Raw genomic sequence first — 17,504 nt, 5'->3', positions numbered from 1 at the left:
TAATCGAAGGAGGTAAACGACTTGCGAGTTGATCCAAACACGTTAGAACTTTCTGAAAAAGTTGTTCAAATTAACCGCGTTGCTAAAGTTGTTAAAGGCGGACGTCGCTTTAGCTTTAGCGCTCTCGTGGTTGTCGGCGATGGCAAGGGCTGGGTTGGCGCTGGAATCGGTAAAGCATCCGAAGTACCAGACGCAATCCGCAAAGGTATCGAAGACGCTAAGAAAAACCTGATTCATGTTCCGTTTGTTAACACGACAATCCCTCACCAAGTAATTGGTCAGTTCGGCGCTGGTAAAGTTCTTTTGAAGCCAGCATCCGAAGGTACTGGGGTTATCGCAGGCGGTCCTGTTCGTGCCGTTCTTGAGTTGGCTGGTGTAGGCGATATCTTGACGAAATCGCTTGGTTCCTCTAACTCCATGAACATGGTTAACGCTACATTGGAAGGCTTGTCTCGTTTGAAGACAGCTGAACAAGTAGCTAAATTGCGCGGTAAAACCGTTGAAGAACTGTTAGGTTAAGGAGGGGACGAAGATGGCGAAATTGCAAATTACCCTCGTTCGCAGTCTGATCGGTCGCCCGGAAACTCATCGCCAAACGGTGAACACTTTGGGTTTGCGCAAGTTGAATCAGACGGTTGTTCATAACGACAACGTTGCGATCCGCGGAATGGTAAACCAAGTTAAACACTTGGTTGAAGTCAAAGAGATCGAAGCGTAAGGGTAAAACCATACGACTTCTGTAATCAGTTATAGATTACATGATACAATACAAAAGATTAGAGTCATAAATATTAAAGGAGGTGCGACGAACGATGAAGTTGAATGAACTTTCTCCGGCACCTGGTTCCCGCCAAACACGTAACCGTGTAGGCCGTGGTATCGCGACAGGAAACGGTAAAACATCTGGCCGTGGTCACAAGGGTCAAAATTCCCGTTCCGGCGGTGGTGTTCGTCCGGGCTTCGAAGGTGGACAAAACCCACTTTACCGTCGTCTGCCAAAACGCGGCTTTGTAAATCCAACTCGTAAAGAGTATGCGGTAGTTAACGTAACGGATTTGAACCGCTTTGAGGCTGGTACGGAAGTAACTCCGGAATTGTTGATGGAACAAGGCATCGTGAACAACCCAATGAGCGGAATCAAAGTATTGGGCAATGGCGATTTGTCCGTCAAATTGACGGTCAAAGCTAACAAGTTCTCTCAATCTGCGGTAGAGAAGATCGAGGCTGCCGGCGGTAAATCCGAGGTGATCTAATGTTCAAGACCGTATCGAATATATGGCGAGTCGAGGACTTGAGACGTAAGATTTTATTTACCCTCATGGTTCTGATCGTTTATCGCGTCGGGTCCTTTATACCGGTTCCCGGCGTCGATACGTCGGTCTTTGCTACAGCAAGCCAAAACACGGATTTGTTCAGCATGCTGAACACTTTCTCTGGTGGTGCGCTGTTTAAATTCTCTATCTTTGCTCTAGGAATTATGCCGTACATTACGGCCTCGATCATCGTACAGCTTCTGTCGATGGACGTTATTCCGAAATTTACACAATGGGCAAAAGAAGGAGAAGTCGGCAAACGTAAGCTTTCCCAAATTACGCGCTACGGCACAGTAGTATTGGGATTGATTCAAGCTTTCGGTACGGCGATTGGGTTTAATCGCATGTACGGTGCGCAGCTGGTTCCAGGTGCAACATATGCGGATTATATCCTAATCGCGATTGTCTTGACTGCTGGTACGGCGTTCTTGATGTGGATCGGTGAACAAATCACGGAAAAGGGTATCGGCAACGGTATTTCGATTCTGATCTTCGCAGGTATCGTCGCAGCTATCCCGATTCATATTGGGGAAATTTATCGTAGTCAATTTGCCGATGCAAGCGGACAATTGTTCCTCAACATCGTCAAAATGATCGTTATCGTATTGGTTATCGTGCTGATTGTGATCGGTGTTATCTACATTCAGCAAGGGAACCGTAAAATCCCGGTACAATACGCTAAACGTGTTGTGGGTAACAAAATGTATGGTGGACAGAACACACACATTCCGCTTAAAGTAAATGGTGCAGGCGTTATTCCGGTCATCTTTGCATCTTCGCTCTTGATGTTCCCGGCTACAATTGCTCAATTCTGGGCGGATAAGCCGTGGGCTCGTTGGATCATTGAACATATGGGATTGAACAAGCCGCTTGGCATGTTCTTATACGTTCTTCTGATTATCGGGTTTACGTTCTTCTACACGTTCGTACAGTTGAATCCACAACAAATGGCAGATCAAATGAAAAAGAATGGCGGATATATCCCAGGAATTCGTCCGGGGAAAGCAACAGCAACGTACTTGACTCGAGTTATGTCTCGTATCACACTTGCAGGTGCTATCTTCCTCGCTGGCGTATCCATCTTGCCAGTGTTCTTCGGAGCACTAGCTGGATTGCCGCAATCTGTTCAAATTGGCGGTACTTCGATTCTGATCGTTGTCGGCGTTGCGCTTGACACAATGAAGCAAATCGAAAGCCAGTTGATCAAACGTCATTACAAAGGTTTCATTAATAAATAGGCAATAGGTTCCGGTGAGACCATCTAGGCTCATTGGCACCTATTGTGCTGTTCTTGTAGAGCAGAGGCTTAACGAATGGCATCGAAGCACCCCACTTCCGACGAAGTTAAGCCTGTGCTTACCATAAAGGGAGTGACATTCGATGAACATTCTATTCATGGGGCCTCCTGGGGCAGGAAAAGGAACACAGGCCGAGCGCATCGTAGAACAATTCGGCGTTCCTCATATCTCGACAGGAGACGCATTCCGCAAAGCAATTGGAGAAGGCACTCCTATCGGATTGAAGGCTAAAGAGTACATTGATCAGGGTCTGCTCGTTCCAGATGACGTGACGGTAGGCATCGTGCGAGAGCGCCTTGCACAACCTGATTGCGAGAAAGGGTTCCTTCTGGATGGTTTCCCGCGCACATTGGCGCAAGCTGAAGCGTTGAATAGCATCTTGGTAGAACTGAATCGCAGTCTTGATCATGTCATCAACCTGAGCGTTGACCGCGATTTACTGCTGGCGCGTCTTACAGGACGACGCATTTGCAAGTCTTGCGGCGCGACGTACCATGTCATCTACAACCCGCCTAAACAAGAGGGCGTTTGTGATAAGTGTCAAGGCGAGCTGTACCAACGTTCGGATGATTCCGAAGAGAAAGTCGGCACACGTCTTGATGAGTACATCAACAAAACGGCACCTTTGCTCGCATACTATGAGGACAAAGGCTTGTTGCGTCAGGTTGACGGGGAGAAGGAAATTGATACGGTCACGTCAGAAATCGTATCTTTACTGCGGGGTTAAACCATGATCATTTGTAAGTCCGAAGTGGAGTTAGGCTTCATGAGGGAAGCTGGGCGAATTGTTGCGGAAACGCATCGTCTTTTAGCGAAAACGATTGAGCCAGGGATTACCACTCTCGAGCTTGATTCGATCGCGGAATCGTTTATTCGCAGCCAAGGAGCAACACCTTCTTTCAAGGGCTACAACGGTTTTTCCGGCAGCATTTGCGCGTCAGTGAACGAAGAACTGGTTCACGGCATTCCCGGAAAGCGCAAGTTAAACGAAGGCGACATCATCAGCATCGACATCGGTGCGGAATACCGCGGATATCACGGTGACTCTGCCTGGACATATGGGGTTGGGAAGATAACGGAGGCAGCTCAGCAGCTGCTTGACGTAACGGAGCAATCACTTTATGCTGGCTTAGCGCTGGTTAAACCGGATGTACGGTTGTACACGATATCGCACGCGATTCAACGCGTGATCGAGGATGCAGGTTTTTCCGTTGTACGGGAATATGTCGGACACGGAATCGGTGCGGAGCTTCATGAAGAGCCGCAAATTCCGAACTACGGCATTCCGGATCGCGGACCACGCTTGAAACCGGGCATGGCGCTCGCGATTGAGCCGATGGTCATTGCCGGTGGGCGTCACGTCAAAACGCTCACTGACAACTGGACGGTCGTGACGGTGGACAGTTCATGGTGTGCTCATTTCGAGCATACGGTGGCTGTAACGCCGGACGGATGCGAAATTTTGACGAAGCTGGTTGAGTAGGTGAGAGGCATGAATGAATATTCCACTCCGCGTCTCGGCCAATTCGTCAAGGTTCTTCAGGGTCGTGATGAAAGCAAATATGCGGTTATCATTGATATTGAGGAGTCGCGCTACGTCAAGATAGCGGACGGAGACAAACGAAAGTTTGATCAACCAAAGCGTAAAAACTTGCTTCATCTCGAATTGCAACCTGCAATTAGCCATGAAGTTGTCCATAGTTTACACGAAAGCGGACGGGTAACGAACAGCAAGCTTCGTTATGTTATAGCGAAGTATGCTGAACAACAAGCCGCTGCACATGCTGATGAGAAAGGAGAATGACGTTGGCCAAGGAAGATGTAATTGAAGTTGAAGGTGTTGTAATTGAACCGTTGCCGAATGCAACGTTCCGTGTTGAGCTGGAGAATGGTCACCAAATTCTTGCCCACGTTTCCGGAAAGCTGCGGATGCATTTCATCCGTATCCTGACGGGGGACAAAGTGGTCGTTCAACTGTCGCCATACGATTTGAGTAAAGGTCGCATCACATATCGGAAGTAGTGCTCGGATCGTTCCGAGTCGCGCTTGCATGAACTTGCAGGCCGTTCACGCGTCAGGAAGACGGTTTGACGTGCTACTTGAGAAACTGGGAGGTATTCAGCATGAAGGTAAGACCTTCTGTTAAGCCCATTTGCGAGAAATGCAAAGTCATTCGTCGCAAAGGCAATGTTATGGTAATCTGTGAAAATCCGAAACACAAACAAAAACAAGGATAATAGAAGGGGGTGTAGCGTAAATGGCTCGTATAGCTGGTGTAGACTTGCCACGGGATAAACGCGTTGAGATCGCCTTGACATACATTTTTGGTATTGGTAAAACAACTTCTAAAAAGGTAATTGCTGAGGCTGGCGTTAACCCTGATACTCGCGTTCGCGATTTGACGGAAGATGAGGTAAACAAAATTCGTGAGCTGATTGACAAAACGGTTAAGGTTGAAGGTGACCTTCGTCGTGAGATTTCTCTGAACTTGAAGCGTTTGGTTGAAATCGGATGCTATCGTGGTATCCGTCATCGCCGTGGATTGCCTGTTCGTGGACAACGCACGAAAACAAATGCTCGTACACGTAAAGGCCCTCGTCGTACTGTAGCGAACAAGAAGAAGTAATAAGGGGGGATAAGTAGCAATGGCAAAACCAAAAAAAGTCGTACGTACTAAACGTCGTGACCGTAAAAATATTGAGACTGGTGTGGCTCATATCCGTTCCACGTTCAACAACACGATCGTGACAATCACGGATCCACACGGCAACGCAATTTCTTGGGCTAGCTCCGGCGGTTTGGGCTATAAAGGCTCCCGTAAATCTACGCCATTCGCAGCTCAAATGGCTGCTGAATCCGCAGCAAAAGCTGCTATGGAACATGGCATGAAGACGGTAGAAGTTATGGTTAAAGGCCCAGGCGCAGGTCGTGAAGCTGCCATCCGTTCTCTGCAAGCTGCAGGTTTGGAAGTTAGCATGATCAAAGACGTAACGCCAATCCCGCACAACGGCTGCCGCCCACCAAAACGTCGTCGCGTATAATGACGGCAACACCGATGCGTGTAGTATTAAGCTAGCGCCTGTTGGGAAGAATGGTTGTTTAGGCATACTGCATGAATCGACCGACCGTAGGTGTTTGACGTTAATGAACGCCAGCGACGTTTTAAGGAGGGTTATATAGTGATTGAGATCGAAAAGCCGAAGATTGAAACCGTGGAAGTCAATGAGGAAGGCACATACGGCAAATTTGTCGTAGAACCTTTAGAGCGTGGATACGGTACGACGCTGGGTAACTCCCTGCGCCGTATTCTCCTCTCCTCGTTGCCCGGTGCAGCAGTGACGTCCGTTCAAATCGACGGTGTCTTGCACGAGTTCTCGACAATCCCAGGAGTCTATGAAGACGTAACTGAGATTATCTTGAACTTGAAGGCCTTGTCGCTGAAAATCCACTCTGATGAAGAGAAAATTCTCGAAATCGATGCGGAAGGCGAAGGGGTAGTAACGGCTGGCGATATTCGAGCGGATAGTGATGTGGAAATTTTGAACCCGGATCTCCGCATTGCGACATTATCACAAGGTTCCAGACTCCATATGCGCATCTATGCGAATCGTGGACGTGGTTACGTACAAGCAGATCGCAACAAACGGGAAGATCAGCCTATCGGCGTAATTCCAGTTGATTCGATCTATACACCAATCTCGCGTGTAAACTACACAGTAGAGAACACTCGTGTTGGTCAAGTAACGAACTACGACAAGCTGATGCTTGAAGTATGGAGTGACGGAAGCATTCGACCGGAAGAAGCGGTTAGCCTCGGCGCGAAGATCCTTACAGAGCATCTGATGCTCTTCGTTGGACTGACTGACGAAGCGAAAGACGCGGAAATCATGGTTGAAAAAGAGGAAGATAAGAAAGAGAAAGTTCTTGAGATGACTATCGAAGAGCTGGATCTCTCCGTTCGTTCCTATAACTGCTTGAAACGTGCCGGCATCAATACGGTTCAAGAGCTGATTACGAAAACTGAAGAAGATATGATGAAGGTTCGCAACTTGGGCCGCAAATCTTTGGAAGAAGTTCAAGAGAAGCTCGAAGAACTCGGATTGGGCTTACGCATGGAAGACTAAACGGGACTTGGCATAGAAGGAGGGGAAATAGCAATGGCATACCAAAAGTTGGGTCGTGACTCTAGCGCGCGTAAAGCTTTGTTCCGCGACATGGTTACTGACTTGTTCTTATATGAGCGCATCCAAACAACTGAAGCGAAAGCGAAAGAAGTTCGTTCCATCGCTGAGAAGTTGATCACGTTGGCGAAGCGCGGTGACTTGCATGCTCGCCGTCAGGTAGCAGCATTCGTTCGTCGCGAAACGTTGAACGGTGAACAAGATGCAATCCAAAAGCTGTTCTCGGAGCTTGCACCACGTTACGCAGAGCGTCCAGGTGGCTACACACGTATCATGAAACTGGGACCACGCCGTGGCGACTCCGCGCCTATGGTTTATTTGGAACTGGTTGACCGCGTGTAATTGCGGTTGCAGAATACGTTCAATACGTCGTGTAACAGCGTCGTAAAAAGAAGGCTCCCATGAGGAGCTTTTCTTTTTAACTGTGTTAGGATTGGAGCCAACTTCTGTTGGCTTCCTGTCTTGACTCTTGCAATGATTCCAATTATGAATTTATGTGCTATATATTTCATGTGGTGAATGAATGCAAGAATACGCAATGCAGCGACTGTCTTTATGCGAATAGAGATAGTGGCGACTGCCTGTTCACAGAGCAGTGAATGAAAGGAGACTTCATGCGTAACGTAGGAATGCTTGTAAGTTACGATGGAACAGCTTACAGCGGTTTTCAGATACAGCCGAATGAAGACACGATACAGGGTCGTATTGAGCAAGCTATCAAGATGCTGACGAATGAATCCATAAGCATTCATGCTTCGGGTCGGACAGATGCAGGGGTGCATGCTTACGGCCAAGTATTTCACTTCATGACCGAATCGGCGATTCCGATTGACCGGTGGACGATTGCGATCAATTCGCGTTTGCCGGATGACATTGTCATCCGTGAGACGTGGGAGGCGCCATTGTCATTCCATTCTCGTTACTCGTCGAAGCGGAAGACATACCGCTACTCCATCATTGCAGAGCGGAAACCGGATGTATTCCGGAGGTTAACCGAGTTCTTTTACCCGAAGCCTCTGGATGTCCGTGCAATGCAAGAAGCCATTACTCATATAGTAGGGGAACATGACTTTACTTCGTTTACTTCTCCAAAGTCAACGAAGGTGAGTAATGTCCGTACGATCTATGACGCCCACATCGAATATGAACCGAGCGTAACGGGGGAAGAAGGCCGCGGTCGCATTCATATCGTAGTGACAGGCAATGGTTTCTTATACAATATGGTTCGCATCATTGCAGGCACACTGATACGGGTGGGCCAGGGTAAGCTTGCACCGCATGACATCCCACGCATCTTGGAAGCGAAGAATCGACAAGTGGCAGGTCCATTGGCGGTTCCGCATGGATTGATGCTGTGGAGCGTGGAATACGGTGGCGAAGAGCGACTTGAGTCCATAAACAACGTATCCGAGTGAATCGAAATATTTTCTTGCAATATGCCCTAATCTATTGTAAAATAACATTTGTGTTTCTTTAGGCTTTCCCACAGCCCCCCAAAGAAATCACACTGCAGATTGCAGTTCATGAATGAAAATCAACGATTGAATGAATATACACAAGCTAGACAGGAACGAATGTTATTAAGGAGGATATTTCATGCGTACCACTTACATGGCGAAGCCAGCTGACGTTGAGCGCAAATGGTTCATTATCGACGCTGAAGGCAAGACACTTGGCCGCTTGGCGAGCGAAGCAGCTGCACTTATTCGCGGCAAACACAAACCAACTTTCACGCCACATGTTGACGGCGGTGATTTCGTTGTTATCATCAACGCTGAGAAAATCGTGTTGACAGGTAAGAAATTGACTGACAAGAAATACTATCGTCACTCCCACTATCCAGGCGGTTTGAAAGTGACATCTGCACAAGAAATGTTGAACAACAAGCCAGAGCGTATGATCGAACTTGCTGTTCAAGGGATGTTGCCTAAGACTCGCATGGGTAACAAAATGAAGCTTCGCGTTAAAGCATATGCAGGCGCTGAGCATCCACATCAAGCACAACAACCTGAAGTTTACGAACTTCGCGGATAATAAATAAAGGGAGGACAGTTTCATGGCACAAGTACAATACTATGGGACAGGTCGTCGTAAGCATTCCGTAGCGCGTGTTCGCCTTGTACCAGGCGAAGGCCGCATCGTGATCAACAAACGTGACCTTAATGAATACTTTGGTTTGGAAACATTGAAGCTTATCGTGAAGCAACCATTGAACCTTACAGAAACACTCGGTAAATACGACGTGTTGGTATTGGCTCATGGCGGCGGTATCTCCGGTCAAGCAGGCGCAATCCGTCACGGCATTTCCCGTGCATTGCTCAAGGCTGACCCTGAGCTTCGTCCAGCTTTGAAAAAAGCAGGATTCTTGACTCGCGACCCTCGTATGAAAGAGCGTAAGAAATACGGTCTTAAAGCAGCTCGTCGCGCACCTCAGTTCTCCAAACGTTAAGATTGGATTACCGAACATACAGCCCTTTCTTGGCCCTTGGCCAAGGAGGGCTTTTTTGTATGTTAAGACCTGCTCTGGAATCTGCATACACTCCACTTTTCCCGCACCTAGGACATTTAGCCGGAATAGGCTGTAATCATATGTCTATCTCTTTGTAAATTTCGAATTGACAAAGCAAAGAAACGATCTATAATTATTAATTATACAAAACATACCAAAATACTAGGAATAAAAGGTGAGTATGTGGAGGATGCGAAAATGAATTTATTGGAGAAAGAGGCTCTTGTACATGAGAAGGCGGAGCAATATGAGCAGTCCAATCCGGAAGAGGTAATCGCTTGGGCTGTTAAGGCGTTCCCGAATATTACGTTTGCTTGTAGCTTTGGTGCGGAGGATGTTGTGCTTGTAGACATGCTGCAACGGATCAGTCCTTCGACCGATATTTTTTACTTGGATACGGATTTTCATTTTCAAGAAACATACGAGACAAGAGATCGCATTACGGAGCGTTACAGTTTAAACTTTGTACGCGTCACCCCGCAACTTACCCCTGAAGAGCAATCCGAGACATACGGTGATGAATTGTGGCTTAGTAATCCCAACAAATGCTGCAATCTGCGTAAAGTCGAACCACTCACTGGCATTCTAAGCAAATATGATGCATGGATTACCGGTATTCGAAGAGATCAAGCCCCAACACGAGCCAATACACGAAAAGTAGAATACGACTCGAAATTCGGCCTCATCAAATTCAATCCATTAGCTGCTTGGACATCAGAAGATGTATGGAACTATATCCGCACTAACGATATCATTTATAACCCCCTACATGACCAAGGATATCCCAGTATAGGATGCTCCTATTGTACGCGCGCCGTTCAAGCAGGTGAAGATCCAAGGGCTGGACGTTGGTCAGGATCAGCGAAAATAGAATGTGGGCTCCACAAGTAATAAGTGCGTGGGTACCATTTGATTTGCTAATAAAGAATGGTACTATTTCTACATGCAGAGGAGAGGTGCTAAGAAGATGTCAACAATTGAGCCTCACGGAGGTACACTGATCAATCGAATGGTTCCAGAAGACGAGAAGGAGCAGAAGCGCAATGAAGCGGCAGCTCTGCCGCGCATATCGCTCGATGCACGTACATTATCGGATATCGAAATGATAGGGGTAGGTGCTTTTTCTCCTCTTGAAGGTTTTATGAATGAAGATGACTATAAAAGTGTTGTAGATCAGTTGAGATTGGCGAATGGAACGGTATGGAGCTTACCTATTACACTGGCAGTCTCGGATGAAGCAGCTAAGAAGCTCAACATAGGAAGCCCAGCTGCGCTTGTTGGGGAAGAAGACGGGGAACTGTATGGGGTTATTGAAATAGAGAGCATATACCAGGCTGATTTGCTGCATGAAGCAGAACAAGTGTACAGAACGATGGATACAGCACATCCAGGAGTGGAGAAGCTGCTAAAGCGTCCTTCTACATATGTGGGAGGCAAAGTATCTGTATTGGGGCGCAGGCAGCCGGAGCAATTTTCCCAATATTATTTTGATCCTGTGGAGACGCGGCAATTGTTTGCGGACAGAGGCTGGAGAACTGTTGTTGGTTTCCAAACACGAAATCCGGTGCATCGTGCTCATGAGTACATCCAGAAGAGTGCGATGGAGATTGTAGATGCTCTATTTCTAAATCCGCTTGTAGGGGAAACGAAGTCTGATGACGTCCCGGCTGATGTGCGTATGCGCAGTTATGAAGCGCTACTTGTGAATTATTATCCAGAGAATCGCGTGTTTCTTGGGGTATTCCCAGCTGCGATGCGTTATGCAGGGCCAAGGGAAGCTGTATTCCATGCCATTGTGAGAAAAAACTACGGTTGCACCCACTTCATTGTTGGCCGAGACCATGCAGGTGTGGGCGATTATTATGGCACGTATGACGCCCAGCATATCTTCAGCACCTTCGAACCCGAAGAATTGGGGATTCAGCCGTTATTCTTCGAGCACAGCTTCTACTGTAAGACATGTGGAGGTATGGCCTCCAGCAAGACCTGTCCTCATGATGCAACCCATCATTTGACCCTATCCGGAACGAAGGTGCGTGCGCTATTGCGTGACGGTACATGTCCACCTCCAGAATTCTCAAGACCTGAGGTGGCACGCATCCTGATCGAAGGCATGGCACACTCAACAACTGCCCAAAAGTAATTGAATATAGAGGAACCTGTGGATCGTTAACGTATATTTGTCCACCTCGTCCCATATAGATGATTAGAAGTCTTTATGGAGCGGAGGTGGGCTTTTTTTGTGAAAAAGGTAAATTGGGAACAAAGCCGTCAGAAGCGAAGACATACGTCAATCTTATGGATACCACTGCGAAATGTCCGTCGCTGGTTAATAAGTTTATGCTTGCTGCTTCTAGTCGTTATTGTGATGACGATGGAGATGCCGGTATCGAAGACATGGACCTATTGGTCCATTCCTCTATCGGGCAGAGTGATTGCTATCGACGCAGGGCATGGTGGAGTAGATGGCGGGGCTGTTGGTCGCGAGGGGTTATTAGAGAAGGACATTAACCTAACGATTGCACTACTTCTTCGTGATTACTTGCAGCAAGCTGGGGCTATTGTGGTCATGACCCGGGAAGGGGACTATGATTTGGCGGATAAGGACACTAAGGGATACTCCCGCAGGAAGGCAGAGGACTTGAAGAAGCGTGTTGGTTATATCGAGGAGAAGAAAGCGGATGTTGTCATTAGCTTGCATATGAACAGCGTACCTTCTTCTCGCTGGAGTGGAGCACAGGCTTTCTATACGAATCGCCATCCGGATAATGAACAGCTTGCGAAGTGGATTCAAGCTGAAATTCGTACGAATCTGGCCAATACGGATCGGGAGGCCAAGCCTATAGATCGGAAGCTCTATTTTATGGATCATATTTCGATCCCAGCTGTGTTGGTGGAGTCAGGCTTCTTATCGAACCCAGAAGAGTCACGGAGTCTGGCGAATGAAGAATATCAGCGGAAGCTAGCTGCATCGATCTACAAGGGAATTCTGCGATATATTGCAGGAGAAAAAACTGGAAAATGATGACCTTATGCTATAATAGAAACGGTTACATAGTGACCGATCTGAACTTCATAGGAGACGAGGTGCCATCATGACGACGAAAGAAGAAGTGCTGCAAGCACTGCAGGGCTTGCAAGAACCAGTGTCGGGACAAGACATGACAAGCCTTCATTGGATTCGCGATATGATGATTAAGGAAGATGAAGTGAAGCTGACGGCAATCGTAGCGCCACAAGCAGCAGATGCAGCCGCTAGAGAGGCGCTAGTCGGACAGATTAAGGAGCGTCTAGCAGCAATTGAGCTGCACAATGTATATGTTCGTACTCGCATCGCATCTGAAGCTGAGCTGAGTGCAGCTGGAATAGCGGTACAAAGCGGGCAATCAGCAACCGATCATGCGGGTAATGGCCGTGATCCCCAAGAAGGGAGTGCTCCTCGTGGACACGGTGCTGGATTAGAACAGCATCCTATCTTGGAACCGGCATCTGGAGTGAAATTTATCGCAATTGCCAGCGGCAAAGGTGGAGTTGGCAAATCGACAGTGACCGTGAACCTTGCGGTTGCGCTCGCTCGTCTCGGCAAACGTGTTGGCCTAATAGATGCAGACATATATGGATTCAGTGTACCTGACATGATGGGGATTGAAGACCGCCCTGTCGTTGTAGACAACTATATCATTCCACAGGAGCGCTTCGGAGTGAAGGTGATGTCCATGGGTTTCTTCGTAGAGGACAATAGTCCGGTCGTATGGCGCGGTCCAATGCTTGGCAAGATGCTGCGGAATTTCTTCCAAGAAGTGCAGTGGGGGGAGCTTGATTACATGCTTCTTGACTTGCCTCCAGGTACGGGGGATGTAGCCTTGGATATTCACCAAATGATACCGCATAGCCAAGAGATCATCGTAACGACACCACATGCGACAGCTGCCTTCGTTGCGGCTCGAGCAGGCACAATGGCCATTCATACGAAGCATGAGATTATCGGTATCGTCGAAAATATGTCCTATCTGGAATGCGGTTCTTGTGGCGAGAAGCAATATGTATTTGGACGAGGGGGCGGTGCTAAGCTGGCAGATGAGCTTCATGTTGACCTGCTTGCGCAGCTTCCGCTCGGCGCTCCAGACAATCATCCTGCAGAACCGGATTATGCTCCTTCTGTATATAAGGCGGATTCGTCAATTGGCAAGCAATTCGATGAGTTGGCGGCTGCCGTTGATGCGAAGATGCAAGTTGTGCAGGCCTAACAATGTCGGAGAGGCCTCATCATGAGTGCCTCTCCGTAAGTGAGGAATAGATGGGGAAAGAGTGGGCTCCTAGCCTTCTCCACTACCACCTTCTTCTTCCGATCCACCTTCACTCTCACCGCCTTGCTTTTCCTTTTCCCCACCTTTTTTCTTTCCTTCCTTTTCTTTTTCTTTTTCCTTCGGCTGCAATTCTTCTTTAACGACCTTCCCTAATAAGTCCATGATTTCAAGCTTAAATATAGGGCTATTCAAAGCATCCTTCATTACAGTCTGTAGCTGTTTGCGATACTCTGGTGTCTTCATCATATCCAAATAAGACTTCATCATGTCTGGAGATTTAACAATGTCACCAAAGTCCTTCTGATACTCTGGGTCTTTCATTAAAGTCTTCAGGATTTGTTTGTTTTCCTTGCTTACCGCCTTGGCGAATTCCCCGGCAAACTTCGGATCTTTCATTACTTTATCGAGGACTTTCTCATAATCGGGTGATACAAGTGTATCCTTAACTGCCGTCCGGATCTGCTCCTGCTGCTGCATATTTAATGATTGGGCTTGCATGCCGCCTCCGCCAGATGGACCGGATTGGATCGCCTTCTGCGCTTCCTCTGTCTTTAAAATATCGACAACCATCGTTTTAACTTCTTTATAATCGAGATTACTGCTTTGTGTGGGCTGCTCCATGCCGCAAGAGGTCAACAGCACGATTACGACGAAACTGACGATCGCAAGTTTGCCCAGTGGTGCCTTCATAACAGCTTCGCTCCCTTCTGTCCATGTCCTCACGCGTAGTATGTGGAGGAAATTATGAATTATGTTTGACAATGATAGTTTTTTGCTGAGAACATTGGTAAAATAATGAACATTGCGGAGGTGGAGCACCATGAATTTGAAAAAATGGTCTTATTTATTTTGGACGACTACGTGTATTGGTGGGGCAATCAGTCTCGTCATTGGCCTCGCATTACAGGTATTTCAAGGGGAAATGGGCAATTTTAGAGGGCCAGTGGATATTTTGCTTAATGTGCTTCAGTTAATCTTGAGCGGATGTATGATCAGCGTCTATTCGCAGATGGGATTCTTCGCATATCTGACGTTGAACTATATTGCTATTGGCTTGTTCAAGAAGGGATGGCCGTATGTTCAGGTATTATTGACCGTGATTGCACTACTCGATCTAATGTTCCTGCGCATGCTTCTGGGAAACAAGCCAGAAGGAGTACGTGGAGGGGGATACGAGGATATCGTGCTGGGTTTAGTTGTCCTAGTGCTTGCTGTAGCTGTTACTTATTGGAAAGTAAAGGCGACAAATGCGACAGCTCTCATTCCTACCTTATTCTTCATGATTGCAATCACCACAGTAGAGACACTGTCGGCACTTAACATTGGAAATATGGCTACCTGGTTCGTATACATACCGCTCGCAATATGCAATGCGTATCAAATCTTGATGCTGCATCGATTGGTGGGCACAGCAAAAAGCTGACGGAAATCCGTCAGCTTTTTTGTATACCTTTACATCCTTTACATCTATTACATGCCTACTGCATTTTGCAAATGTTCCATCATCGTTGCTTGATCCTGAATCGTTTTGCTCTTCATTTCCGTTTGTTGAATCAGCTCAGAGACCGTAACGAACTCATATCCCTTTGCGGACAATTGATCCAGAATGGTCGGCAAGGCGAGATGGGTTTGCTTGCATGAATCACTAGCGTGCATGAGAATAATGTCTCCAGGATGTGCTTTACTAACGACGCGGTTCACGATCGTTTCAACCCCGGGATTTTTCCAATCCAATGAGTCGGTATCCCATTGTATGACCTTGTAATTCAGACTGTTAGCAATTTGCAGGACGCGCTTGTCAAAGTCACCGTTCGGCATACGAATCAGATTCGGTGCTTTCCCTGTAACTTCAGATAGAATATTGTGGGCTGCCTGAATCTGCTTACGTATCTCTTCATCGCTCATGCTGCTGTAATTGTCATGCTTGTGGCCGTGACTTCCAATCTCGTAGCCAGCAGCCTCAATTTTCTTCACGAGGTCACTATGCGTCTTGCTCCAAGGGGAGGAGAGGAAGAACGTTGCTTTTTTTACACCCTTCTCCTGCAAGATCTGCAAAATTGGCTCAACTCGCGTATCCCCCCAGCTAATATCGAACGTGAGGGCGAGCATCTTTTTATCAGTTGGGACGCTGTAGATAGCGGAAGGGCTGCTGCCTTCTGAAAATACGGTAATATTGTCACTCTCTACGTAAACGACGCCAGCGGCGAATAGCATTGCAATTGCAAGTACAAATACACGCTTTATTTTCTTGCCGCTAAATACATAAAAGTAATTATTCATACCAAGGCTGCTCCTCTCGTAACGTTTTGAATGGGGCGAATTAGGGTGGTACGTTGCTGCCTAATACTAATGCCCGTCGACAAGCTGCAGCTTGTCATGCTTGTTTACTACACTGTATGCTGAGTGTATGGAATTATGTCTGCAAGTCAGTCTGAAAGGAGGAGTGTACAATATGCTTCGATTCTCATCGTGGTGGAATACGCTGAAGCAGTTGCGTTGGTATCTCATTGCCGCTGTGTTGCTGTTTGCTGTAGGGTATGTGCTTGGCAATCAGTGGAGCGGGTTTGAGGGCTTCATCATGGAACAGCTCAAGGGGATTCAAGGTATGCGGGATCAATTAATGCAATCTGATAATCAAGAATTGTCTTTCTTCGTATTTATTTTCTATAACAATGCGATTAAGGCTGTCATGATCATGTTTGCTGGGATCGTATTAGGGATCGTACCAGCGGGGTTCCTTATTATTAATGGAATGGTGATCGGATTGCTGCTGCGAATTATGGATTCGCAGGGTCTTGATTTAGCAAGCACGATTATTAAGGGTATACTTCCGCATGGAATACTTGAAATTCCCGCAATTCTAATTGCCGGTGCTTATGGAATGAGATTTGGTATCTTGATCTTGCAGCGTTTCTTCAGCAGACGTAAGCGCGCTGAGGGGCCAACGGTTATGGATTGGATAAAGCAGACTGGAGCAGGGGCGGTATGGGTAACCGCAATGCTGCTAGTTGCCGCTATTATTGAGAGTACTGTGACTTTCTGGTTGATGAATGGTTAACTAGATAAACGAATCCGCGCCTCCCTGTGATAAAACAGCTCAAAAATGAGCATAACAGTAAAGCGGCACCATTCTTTCTGTAATTGAACAGAAGCGGGTGCGAGTTACTTCCCTATAAGCAGACACTATAGAGTGTTAAGCAGTGGGGAAGTAAGCGTTATGTTCGAAGACAGGGGTATTGTCGTCAAGGGAGGATGCGGACAGTTATGCTAGGATTTTTGTTCAATGAGAGAGAATGTAAAGAATTGAGCTATATGCTGCGCAAGGAATTGGATGAGATGCTATTTGATTTAAGCGATAAGCGATTAGAGGCAGAAATACGGGATGCGATATCGAAGCGATACCGTACCGTATTTCGCATGTACGCGCGAATTGCATCACCTAAAGAACTGTCCAAGTATGCTAGAAATCATCGGAATGTTACTATGTAATAAAAAAGTTTTAAAAAAGTGTTGACGTGTTTTCGAATATATGATAAATTATTTTTCGTTCCCTTCTGAACGACTTCGAGATGAAGCGAGCGGGAACAACAATCATAACGAACGGTTGAAAAAAACATTTAAAAAAAGTGTTGACATCAACTAAACGAAATGATAAGATATAAAAGTCGCCGCTGACAAAGCGGTGAGAAAAAGAAAGTAACTAAGAGATTGGTTACTGACTGAGATTGTTCTTTGAAAACTGAACAACGAGCAACGTTTGTGAATGAGGTAGCAATACCTCGTCAAAAGATATGAGCAGTTCAAACTTAACTTTAACGGAGAGTTTGATCCTGGCTCAGGACGAACGCTGGCGGCGTGCCTAATACATGCAAGTCGAGCGGACTTGAAGGAGTGCT

At 46.9% G+C, this 17,504-nt stretch carries 25 protein-coding genes and 1 rRNA gene; 24 read left to right on the top strand and 2 right to left on the bottom strand.

Annotation, left to right across the window (positions count from 1 at the left end; all coding sequences use genetic code 11):
* Positions 1-21 precede the first annotated feature (21 nt).
* The 20 genes from rpsE to RQP50_RS28230 all read left to right on the top strand — a co-directional run bounded on the left by rpsE (position 22) and on the right by RQP50_RS28230 (position 13,548).
* Complete coding sequence (gene rpsE / locus RQP50_RS28325; RefSeq protein WP_021252446.1) at positions 22-519, top strand: 30S ribosomal protein S5; 498 nt, start codon at positions 22-24, stop codon at positions 517-519.
* Positions 520-532: 13 nt separating this feature from the next.
* Complete coding sequence (gene rpmD / locus RQP50_RS28320; protein ID WP_005544529.1) at positions 533-718, top strand: 50S ribosomal protein L30; 186 nt, start codon at positions 533-535, stop codon at positions 716-718.
* A gap of 94 nt (positions 719-812) precedes the next feature.
* Positions 813-1,253 carry a 50S ribosomal protein L15 gene (gene rplO, locus RQP50_RS28315; RefSeq protein ID WP_021252445.1) on the top strand — a complete coding sequence of 147 codons (441 nt, stop codon included), beginning with the start codon at positions 813-815 and terminating at the stop codon, positions 1,251-1,253.
* Positions 1,253-2,551 carry a preprotein translocase subunit SecY gene (gene secY, locus RQP50_RS28310; RefSeq protein WP_065291715.1) on the top strand — a complete coding sequence of 433 codons (1,299 nt, stop codon included), beginning with the start codon at positions 1,253-1,255 and terminating at the stop codon, positions 2,549-2,551. The genes rplO and secY overlap by 1 nt, the downstream gene beginning before the upstream one ends.
* A gap of 142 nt (positions 2,552-2,693) precedes the next feature.
* Positions 2,694-3,338, top strand: a complete 645-nt coding sequence (locus tag RQP50_RS28305; RefSeq protein WP_021252443.1) for an adenylate kinase — start codon at positions 2,694-2,696, stop codon at positions 3,336-3,338.
* 3 nt (positions 3,339-3,341) lie between these two features.
* A complete protein-coding gene (gene map / locus RQP50_RS28300) occupies positions 3,342-4,094 on the top strand; it encodes a type I methionyl aminopeptidase (RefSeq protein ID WP_021252442.1) in 753 nt (250 codons plus the stop codon).
* 9 nt (positions 4,095-4,103) lie between these two features.
* Positions 4,104-4,415 carry a KOW domain-containing RNA-binding protein gene (locus RQP50_RS28295; protein ID WP_021252441.1) on the top strand — a complete coding sequence of 104 codons (312 nt, stop codon included), beginning with the start codon at positions 4,104-4,106 and terminating at the stop codon, positions 4,413-4,415.
* 2 nt (positions 4,416-4,417) lie between these two features.
* On the top strand, positions 4,418-4,633 hold the full coding sequence (gene infA / locus RQP50_RS28290; protein WP_005544522.1) for a translation initiation factor IF-1: 216 nt from the start codon (positions 4,418-4,420) through the stop codon (positions 4,631-4,633).
* A 101-nt stretch (positions 4,634-4,734) separates the two neighbouring features.
* Positions 4,735-4,848, top strand: coding sequence for a 50S ribosomal protein L36 (gene rpmJ / locus RQP50_RS28285; protein WP_003333770.1), 114 nt, complete (start codon positions 4,735-4,737; stop codon positions 4,846-4,848).
* Between the two features lie 20 nt (positions 4,849-4,868).
* Complete coding sequence (rpsM, locus tag RQP50_RS28280; RefSeq protein WP_005544507.1) at positions 4,869-5,237, top strand: 30S ribosomal protein S13; 369 nt, start codon at positions 4,869-4,871, stop codon at positions 5,235-5,237.
* 19 nt (positions 5,238-5,256) lie between these two features.
* Positions 5,257-5,652, top strand: coding sequence for a 30S ribosomal protein S11 (gene rpsK / locus RQP50_RS28275; protein WP_021252440.1), 396 nt, complete (start codon positions 5,257-5,259; stop codon positions 5,650-5,652).
* Positions 5,653-5,790: 138 nt separating this feature from the next.
* Positions 5,791-6,735, top strand: coding sequence for a DNA-directed RNA polymerase subunit alpha (locus RQP50_RS28270; RefSeq protein WP_021252439.1), 945 nt, complete (start codon positions 5,791-5,793; stop codon positions 6,733-6,735).
* A gap of 33 nt (positions 6,736-6,768) precedes the next feature.
* Positions 6,769-7,134: a 50S ribosomal protein L17 gene (rplQ, locus tag RQP50_RS28265; RefSeq protein WP_021252438.1), complete on the top strand. Its 366-nt coding sequence runs from the start codon at positions 6,769-6,771 to the stop codon at positions 7,132-7,134.
* Positions 7,135-7,406: 272 nt separating this feature from the next.
* Entirely contained in the window at positions 7,407-8,207 is an 801-nt protein-coding gene (gene truA / locus RQP50_RS28260; RefSeq protein WP_065291713.1) for a tRNA pseudouridine(38-40) synthase TruA, read from the top strand.
* A gap of 181 nt (positions 8,208-8,388) precedes the next feature.
* Positions 8,389-8,826, top strand: a complete 438-nt coding sequence (gene rplM, locus RQP50_RS28255; protein ID WP_005544500.1) for a 50S ribosomal protein L13 — start codon at positions 8,389-8,391, stop codon at positions 8,824-8,826.
* A gap of 22 nt (positions 8,827-8,848) precedes the next feature.
* A complete protein-coding gene (gene rpsI, locus RQP50_RS28250) occupies positions 8,849-9,241 on the top strand; it encodes a 30S ribosomal protein S9 (protein WP_005544499.1) in 393 nt (130 codons plus the stop codon).
* Between the two features lie 258 nt (positions 9,242-9,499).
* On the top strand, positions 9,500-10,192 hold the full coding sequence (locus RQP50_RS28245; RefSeq protein ID WP_072732026.1) for a phosphoadenylyl-sulfate reductase: 693 nt from the start codon (positions 9,500-9,502) through the stop codon (positions 10,190-10,192).
* A 76-nt stretch (positions 10,193-10,268) separates the two neighbouring features.
* The gene (gene sat, locus RQP50_RS28240) at positions 10,269-11,444 is read left to right on the top strand and encodes a sulfate adenylyltransferase (protein WP_315747433.1); all 1,176 of its coding nucleotides are present in this window, start codon (positions 10,269-10,271) and stop codon (positions 11,442-11,444) included.
* 99 nt (positions 11,445-11,543) lie between these two features.
* On the top strand, positions 11,544-12,326 hold the full coding sequence (cwlD, locus tag RQP50_RS28235; RefSeq protein WP_315747432.1) for an N-acetylmuramoyl-L-alanine amidase CwlD: 783 nt from the start codon (positions 11,544-11,546) through the stop codon (positions 12,324-12,326).
* A gap of 70 nt (positions 12,327-12,396) precedes the next feature.
* Positions 12,397-13,548: an Mrp/NBP35 family ATP-binding protein gene (locus RQP50_RS28230; RefSeq protein WP_072732024.1), complete on the top strand. Its 1,152-nt coding sequence runs from the start codon at positions 12,397-12,399 to the stop codon at positions 13,546-13,548.
* A gap of 69 nt (positions 13,549-13,617) precedes the next feature.
* On the opposite strand, the gene gerD is transcribed toward RQP50_RS28230, so the two are convergent.
* On the bottom strand, positions 13,618-14,298 hold the full coding sequence (gerD, locus tag RQP50_RS28225) for a spore germination lipoprotein GerD (RefSeq protein WP_021256083.1): 681 nt from the start codon (positions 14,296-14,298) through the stop codon (positions 13,618-13,620).
* A gap of 130 nt (positions 14,299-14,428) precedes the next feature.
* Between gerD and RQP50_RS28220 the strand changes: the two genes are divergently transcribed.
* Positions 14,429-15,031 (top strand): KinB-signaling pathway activation protein, encoded by a 603-nt coding sequence (locus tag RQP50_RS28220; protein ID WP_072732022.1) that lies wholly within the window; start codon positions 14,429-14,431, stop codon positions 15,029-15,031.
* Between the two features lie 47 nt (positions 15,032-15,078).
* Here RQP50_RS28220 and pdaB read toward each other — a convergent pair whose 3' ends face one another.
* Positions 15,079-15,888: a polysaccharide deacetylase family sporulation protein PdaB gene (pdaB, locus tag RQP50_RS28215; RefSeq protein ID WP_021256085.1), complete on the bottom strand. Its 810-nt coding sequence runs from the start codon at positions 15,886-15,888 to the stop codon at positions 15,079-15,081.
* Between the two features lie 172 nt (positions 15,889-16,060).
* Here pdaB and RQP50_RS28210 point away from each other — a divergent pair, with 172 nt between their 5' ends.
* The 3 genes from RQP50_RS28210 to RQP50_RS28200 all read left to right on the top strand — a co-directional run.
* Positions 16,061-16,666 carry a stage II sporulation protein M gene (locus RQP50_RS28210; RefSeq protein WP_315747430.1) on the top strand — a complete coding sequence of 202 codons (606 nt, stop codon included), beginning with the start codon at positions 16,061-16,063 and terminating at the stop codon, positions 16,664-16,666.
* Positions 16,667-16,872: 206 nt separating this feature from the next.
* The gene (locus tag RQP50_RS28205; protein ID WP_021256087.1) at positions 16,873-17,097 is read left to right on the top strand and encodes a hypothetical protein; all 225 of its coding nucleotides are present in this window, start codon (positions 16,873-16,875) and stop codon (positions 17,095-17,097) included.
* A 323-nt stretch (positions 17,098-17,420) separates the two neighbouring features.
* Positions 17,421-17,504 (top strand): 16S ribosomal RNA (locus RQP50_RS28200); the annotation flags it as partial.

It is taken from the genome of Paenibacillus suaedae (assembly GCF_032337355.1).
In the GTDB taxonomy this organism is placed as follows: Bacteria; Bacillota; Bacilli; order Paenibacillales; family Paenibacillaceae; genus Paenibacillus_B; species Paenibacillus_B suaedae.
Note: the sequence above shows the minus strand (reverse complement) of the source record. Positions and strands in the feature narration are given on the sequence as shown.

What these genes read in the sequence shown, in the direction of transcription:
- rpmD (WP_005544529.1), top strand. Translation starts at nt 533, where the DNA reads ATGGCGAAATTGCAAATTACCCTCGTTCGCAGTCTGATCGGTCGCCCG.
- rplO (WP_021252445.1), top strand. Translation starts at nt 813, where the DNA reads ATGAAGTTGAATGAACTTTCTCCGGCACCTGGTTCCCGCCAAACACGT.
- secY (WP_065291715.1), top strand. Translation starts at nt 1,253, where the DNA reads ATGTTCAAGACCGTATCGAATATATGGCGAGTCGAGGACTTGAGACGT.
- RQP50_RS28305 (WP_021252443.1), top strand. Translation starts at nt 2,694, where the DNA reads ATGAACATTCTATTCATGGGGCCTCCTGGGGCAGGAAAAGGAACACAG.
- map (WP_021252442.1), top strand. Translation starts at nt 3,342, where the DNA reads ATGATCATTTGTAAGTCCGAAGTGGAGTTAGGCTTCATGAGGGAAGCT.
- RQP50_RS28295 (WP_021252441.1), top strand. Translation starts at nt 4,104, where the DNA reads ATGAATGAATATTCCACTCCGCGTCTCGGCCAATTCGTCAAGGTTCTT.
- rpmJ (WP_003333770.1), top strand. Translation starts at nt 4,735, where the DNA reads ATGAAGGTAAGACCTTCTGTTAAGCCCATTTGCGAGAAATGCAAAGTC.
- rpsM (WP_005544507.1), top strand. Translation starts at nt 4,869, where the DNA reads ATGGCTCGTATAGCTGGTGTAGACTTGCCACGGGATAAACGCGTTGAG.
- rpsK (WP_021252440.1), top strand. Translation starts at nt 5,257, where the DNA reads ATGGCAAAACCAAAAAAAGTCGTACGTACTAAACGTCGTGACCGTAAA.
- rplQ (WP_021252438.1), top strand. Translation starts at nt 6,769, where the DNA reads ATGGCATACCAAAAGTTGGGTCGTGACTCTAGCGCGCGTAAAGCTTTG.
- truA (WP_065291713.1), top strand. Translation starts at nt 7,407, where the DNA reads ATGCGTAACGTAGGAATGCTTGTAAGTTACGATGGAACAGCTTACAGC.
- rplM (WP_005544500.1), top strand. Translation starts at nt 8,389, where the DNA reads ATGCGTACCACTTACATGGCGAAGCCAGCTGACGTTGAGCGCAAATGG.
- rpsI (WP_005544499.1), top strand. Translation starts at nt 8,849, where the DNA reads ATGGCACAAGTACAATACTATGGGACAGGTCGTCGTAAGCATTCCGTA.
- RQP50_RS28245 (WP_072732026.1), top strand. Translation starts at nt 9,500, where the DNA reads ATGAATTTATTGGAGAAAGAGGCTCTTGTACATGAGAAGGCGGAGCAA.
- sat (WP_315747433.1), top strand. Translation starts at nt 10,269, where the DNA reads ATGTCAACAATTGAGCCTCACGGAGGTACACTGATCAATCGAATGGTT.
- RQP50_RS28230 (WP_072732024.1), top strand. Translation starts at nt 12,397, where the DNA reads ATGACGACGAAAGAAGAAGTGCTGCAAGCACTGCAGGGCTTGCAAGAA.
- gerD (WP_021256083.1), bottom strand. Translation starts at nt 14,298, where the DNA reads ATGAAGGCACCACTGGGCAAACTTGCGATCGTCAGTTTCGTCGTAATC.
- RQP50_RS28220 (WP_072732022.1), top strand. Translation starts at nt 14,429, where the DNA reads ATGAATTTGAAAAAATGGTCTTATTTATTTTGGACGACTACGTGTATT.
- pdaB (WP_021256085.1), bottom strand. Translation starts at nt 15,888, where the DNA reads ATGAATAATTACTTTTATGTATTTAGCGGCAAGAAAATAAAGCGTGTA.
- RQP50_RS28210 (WP_315747430.1), top strand. Translation starts at nt 16,061, where the DNA reads ATGCTTCGATTCTCATCGTGGTGGAATACGCTGAAGCAGTTGCGTTGG.
- RQP50_RS28205 (WP_021256087.1), top strand. Translation starts at nt 16,873, where the DNA reads ATGCTAGGATTTTTGTTCAATGAGAGAGAATGTAAAGAATTGAGCTAT.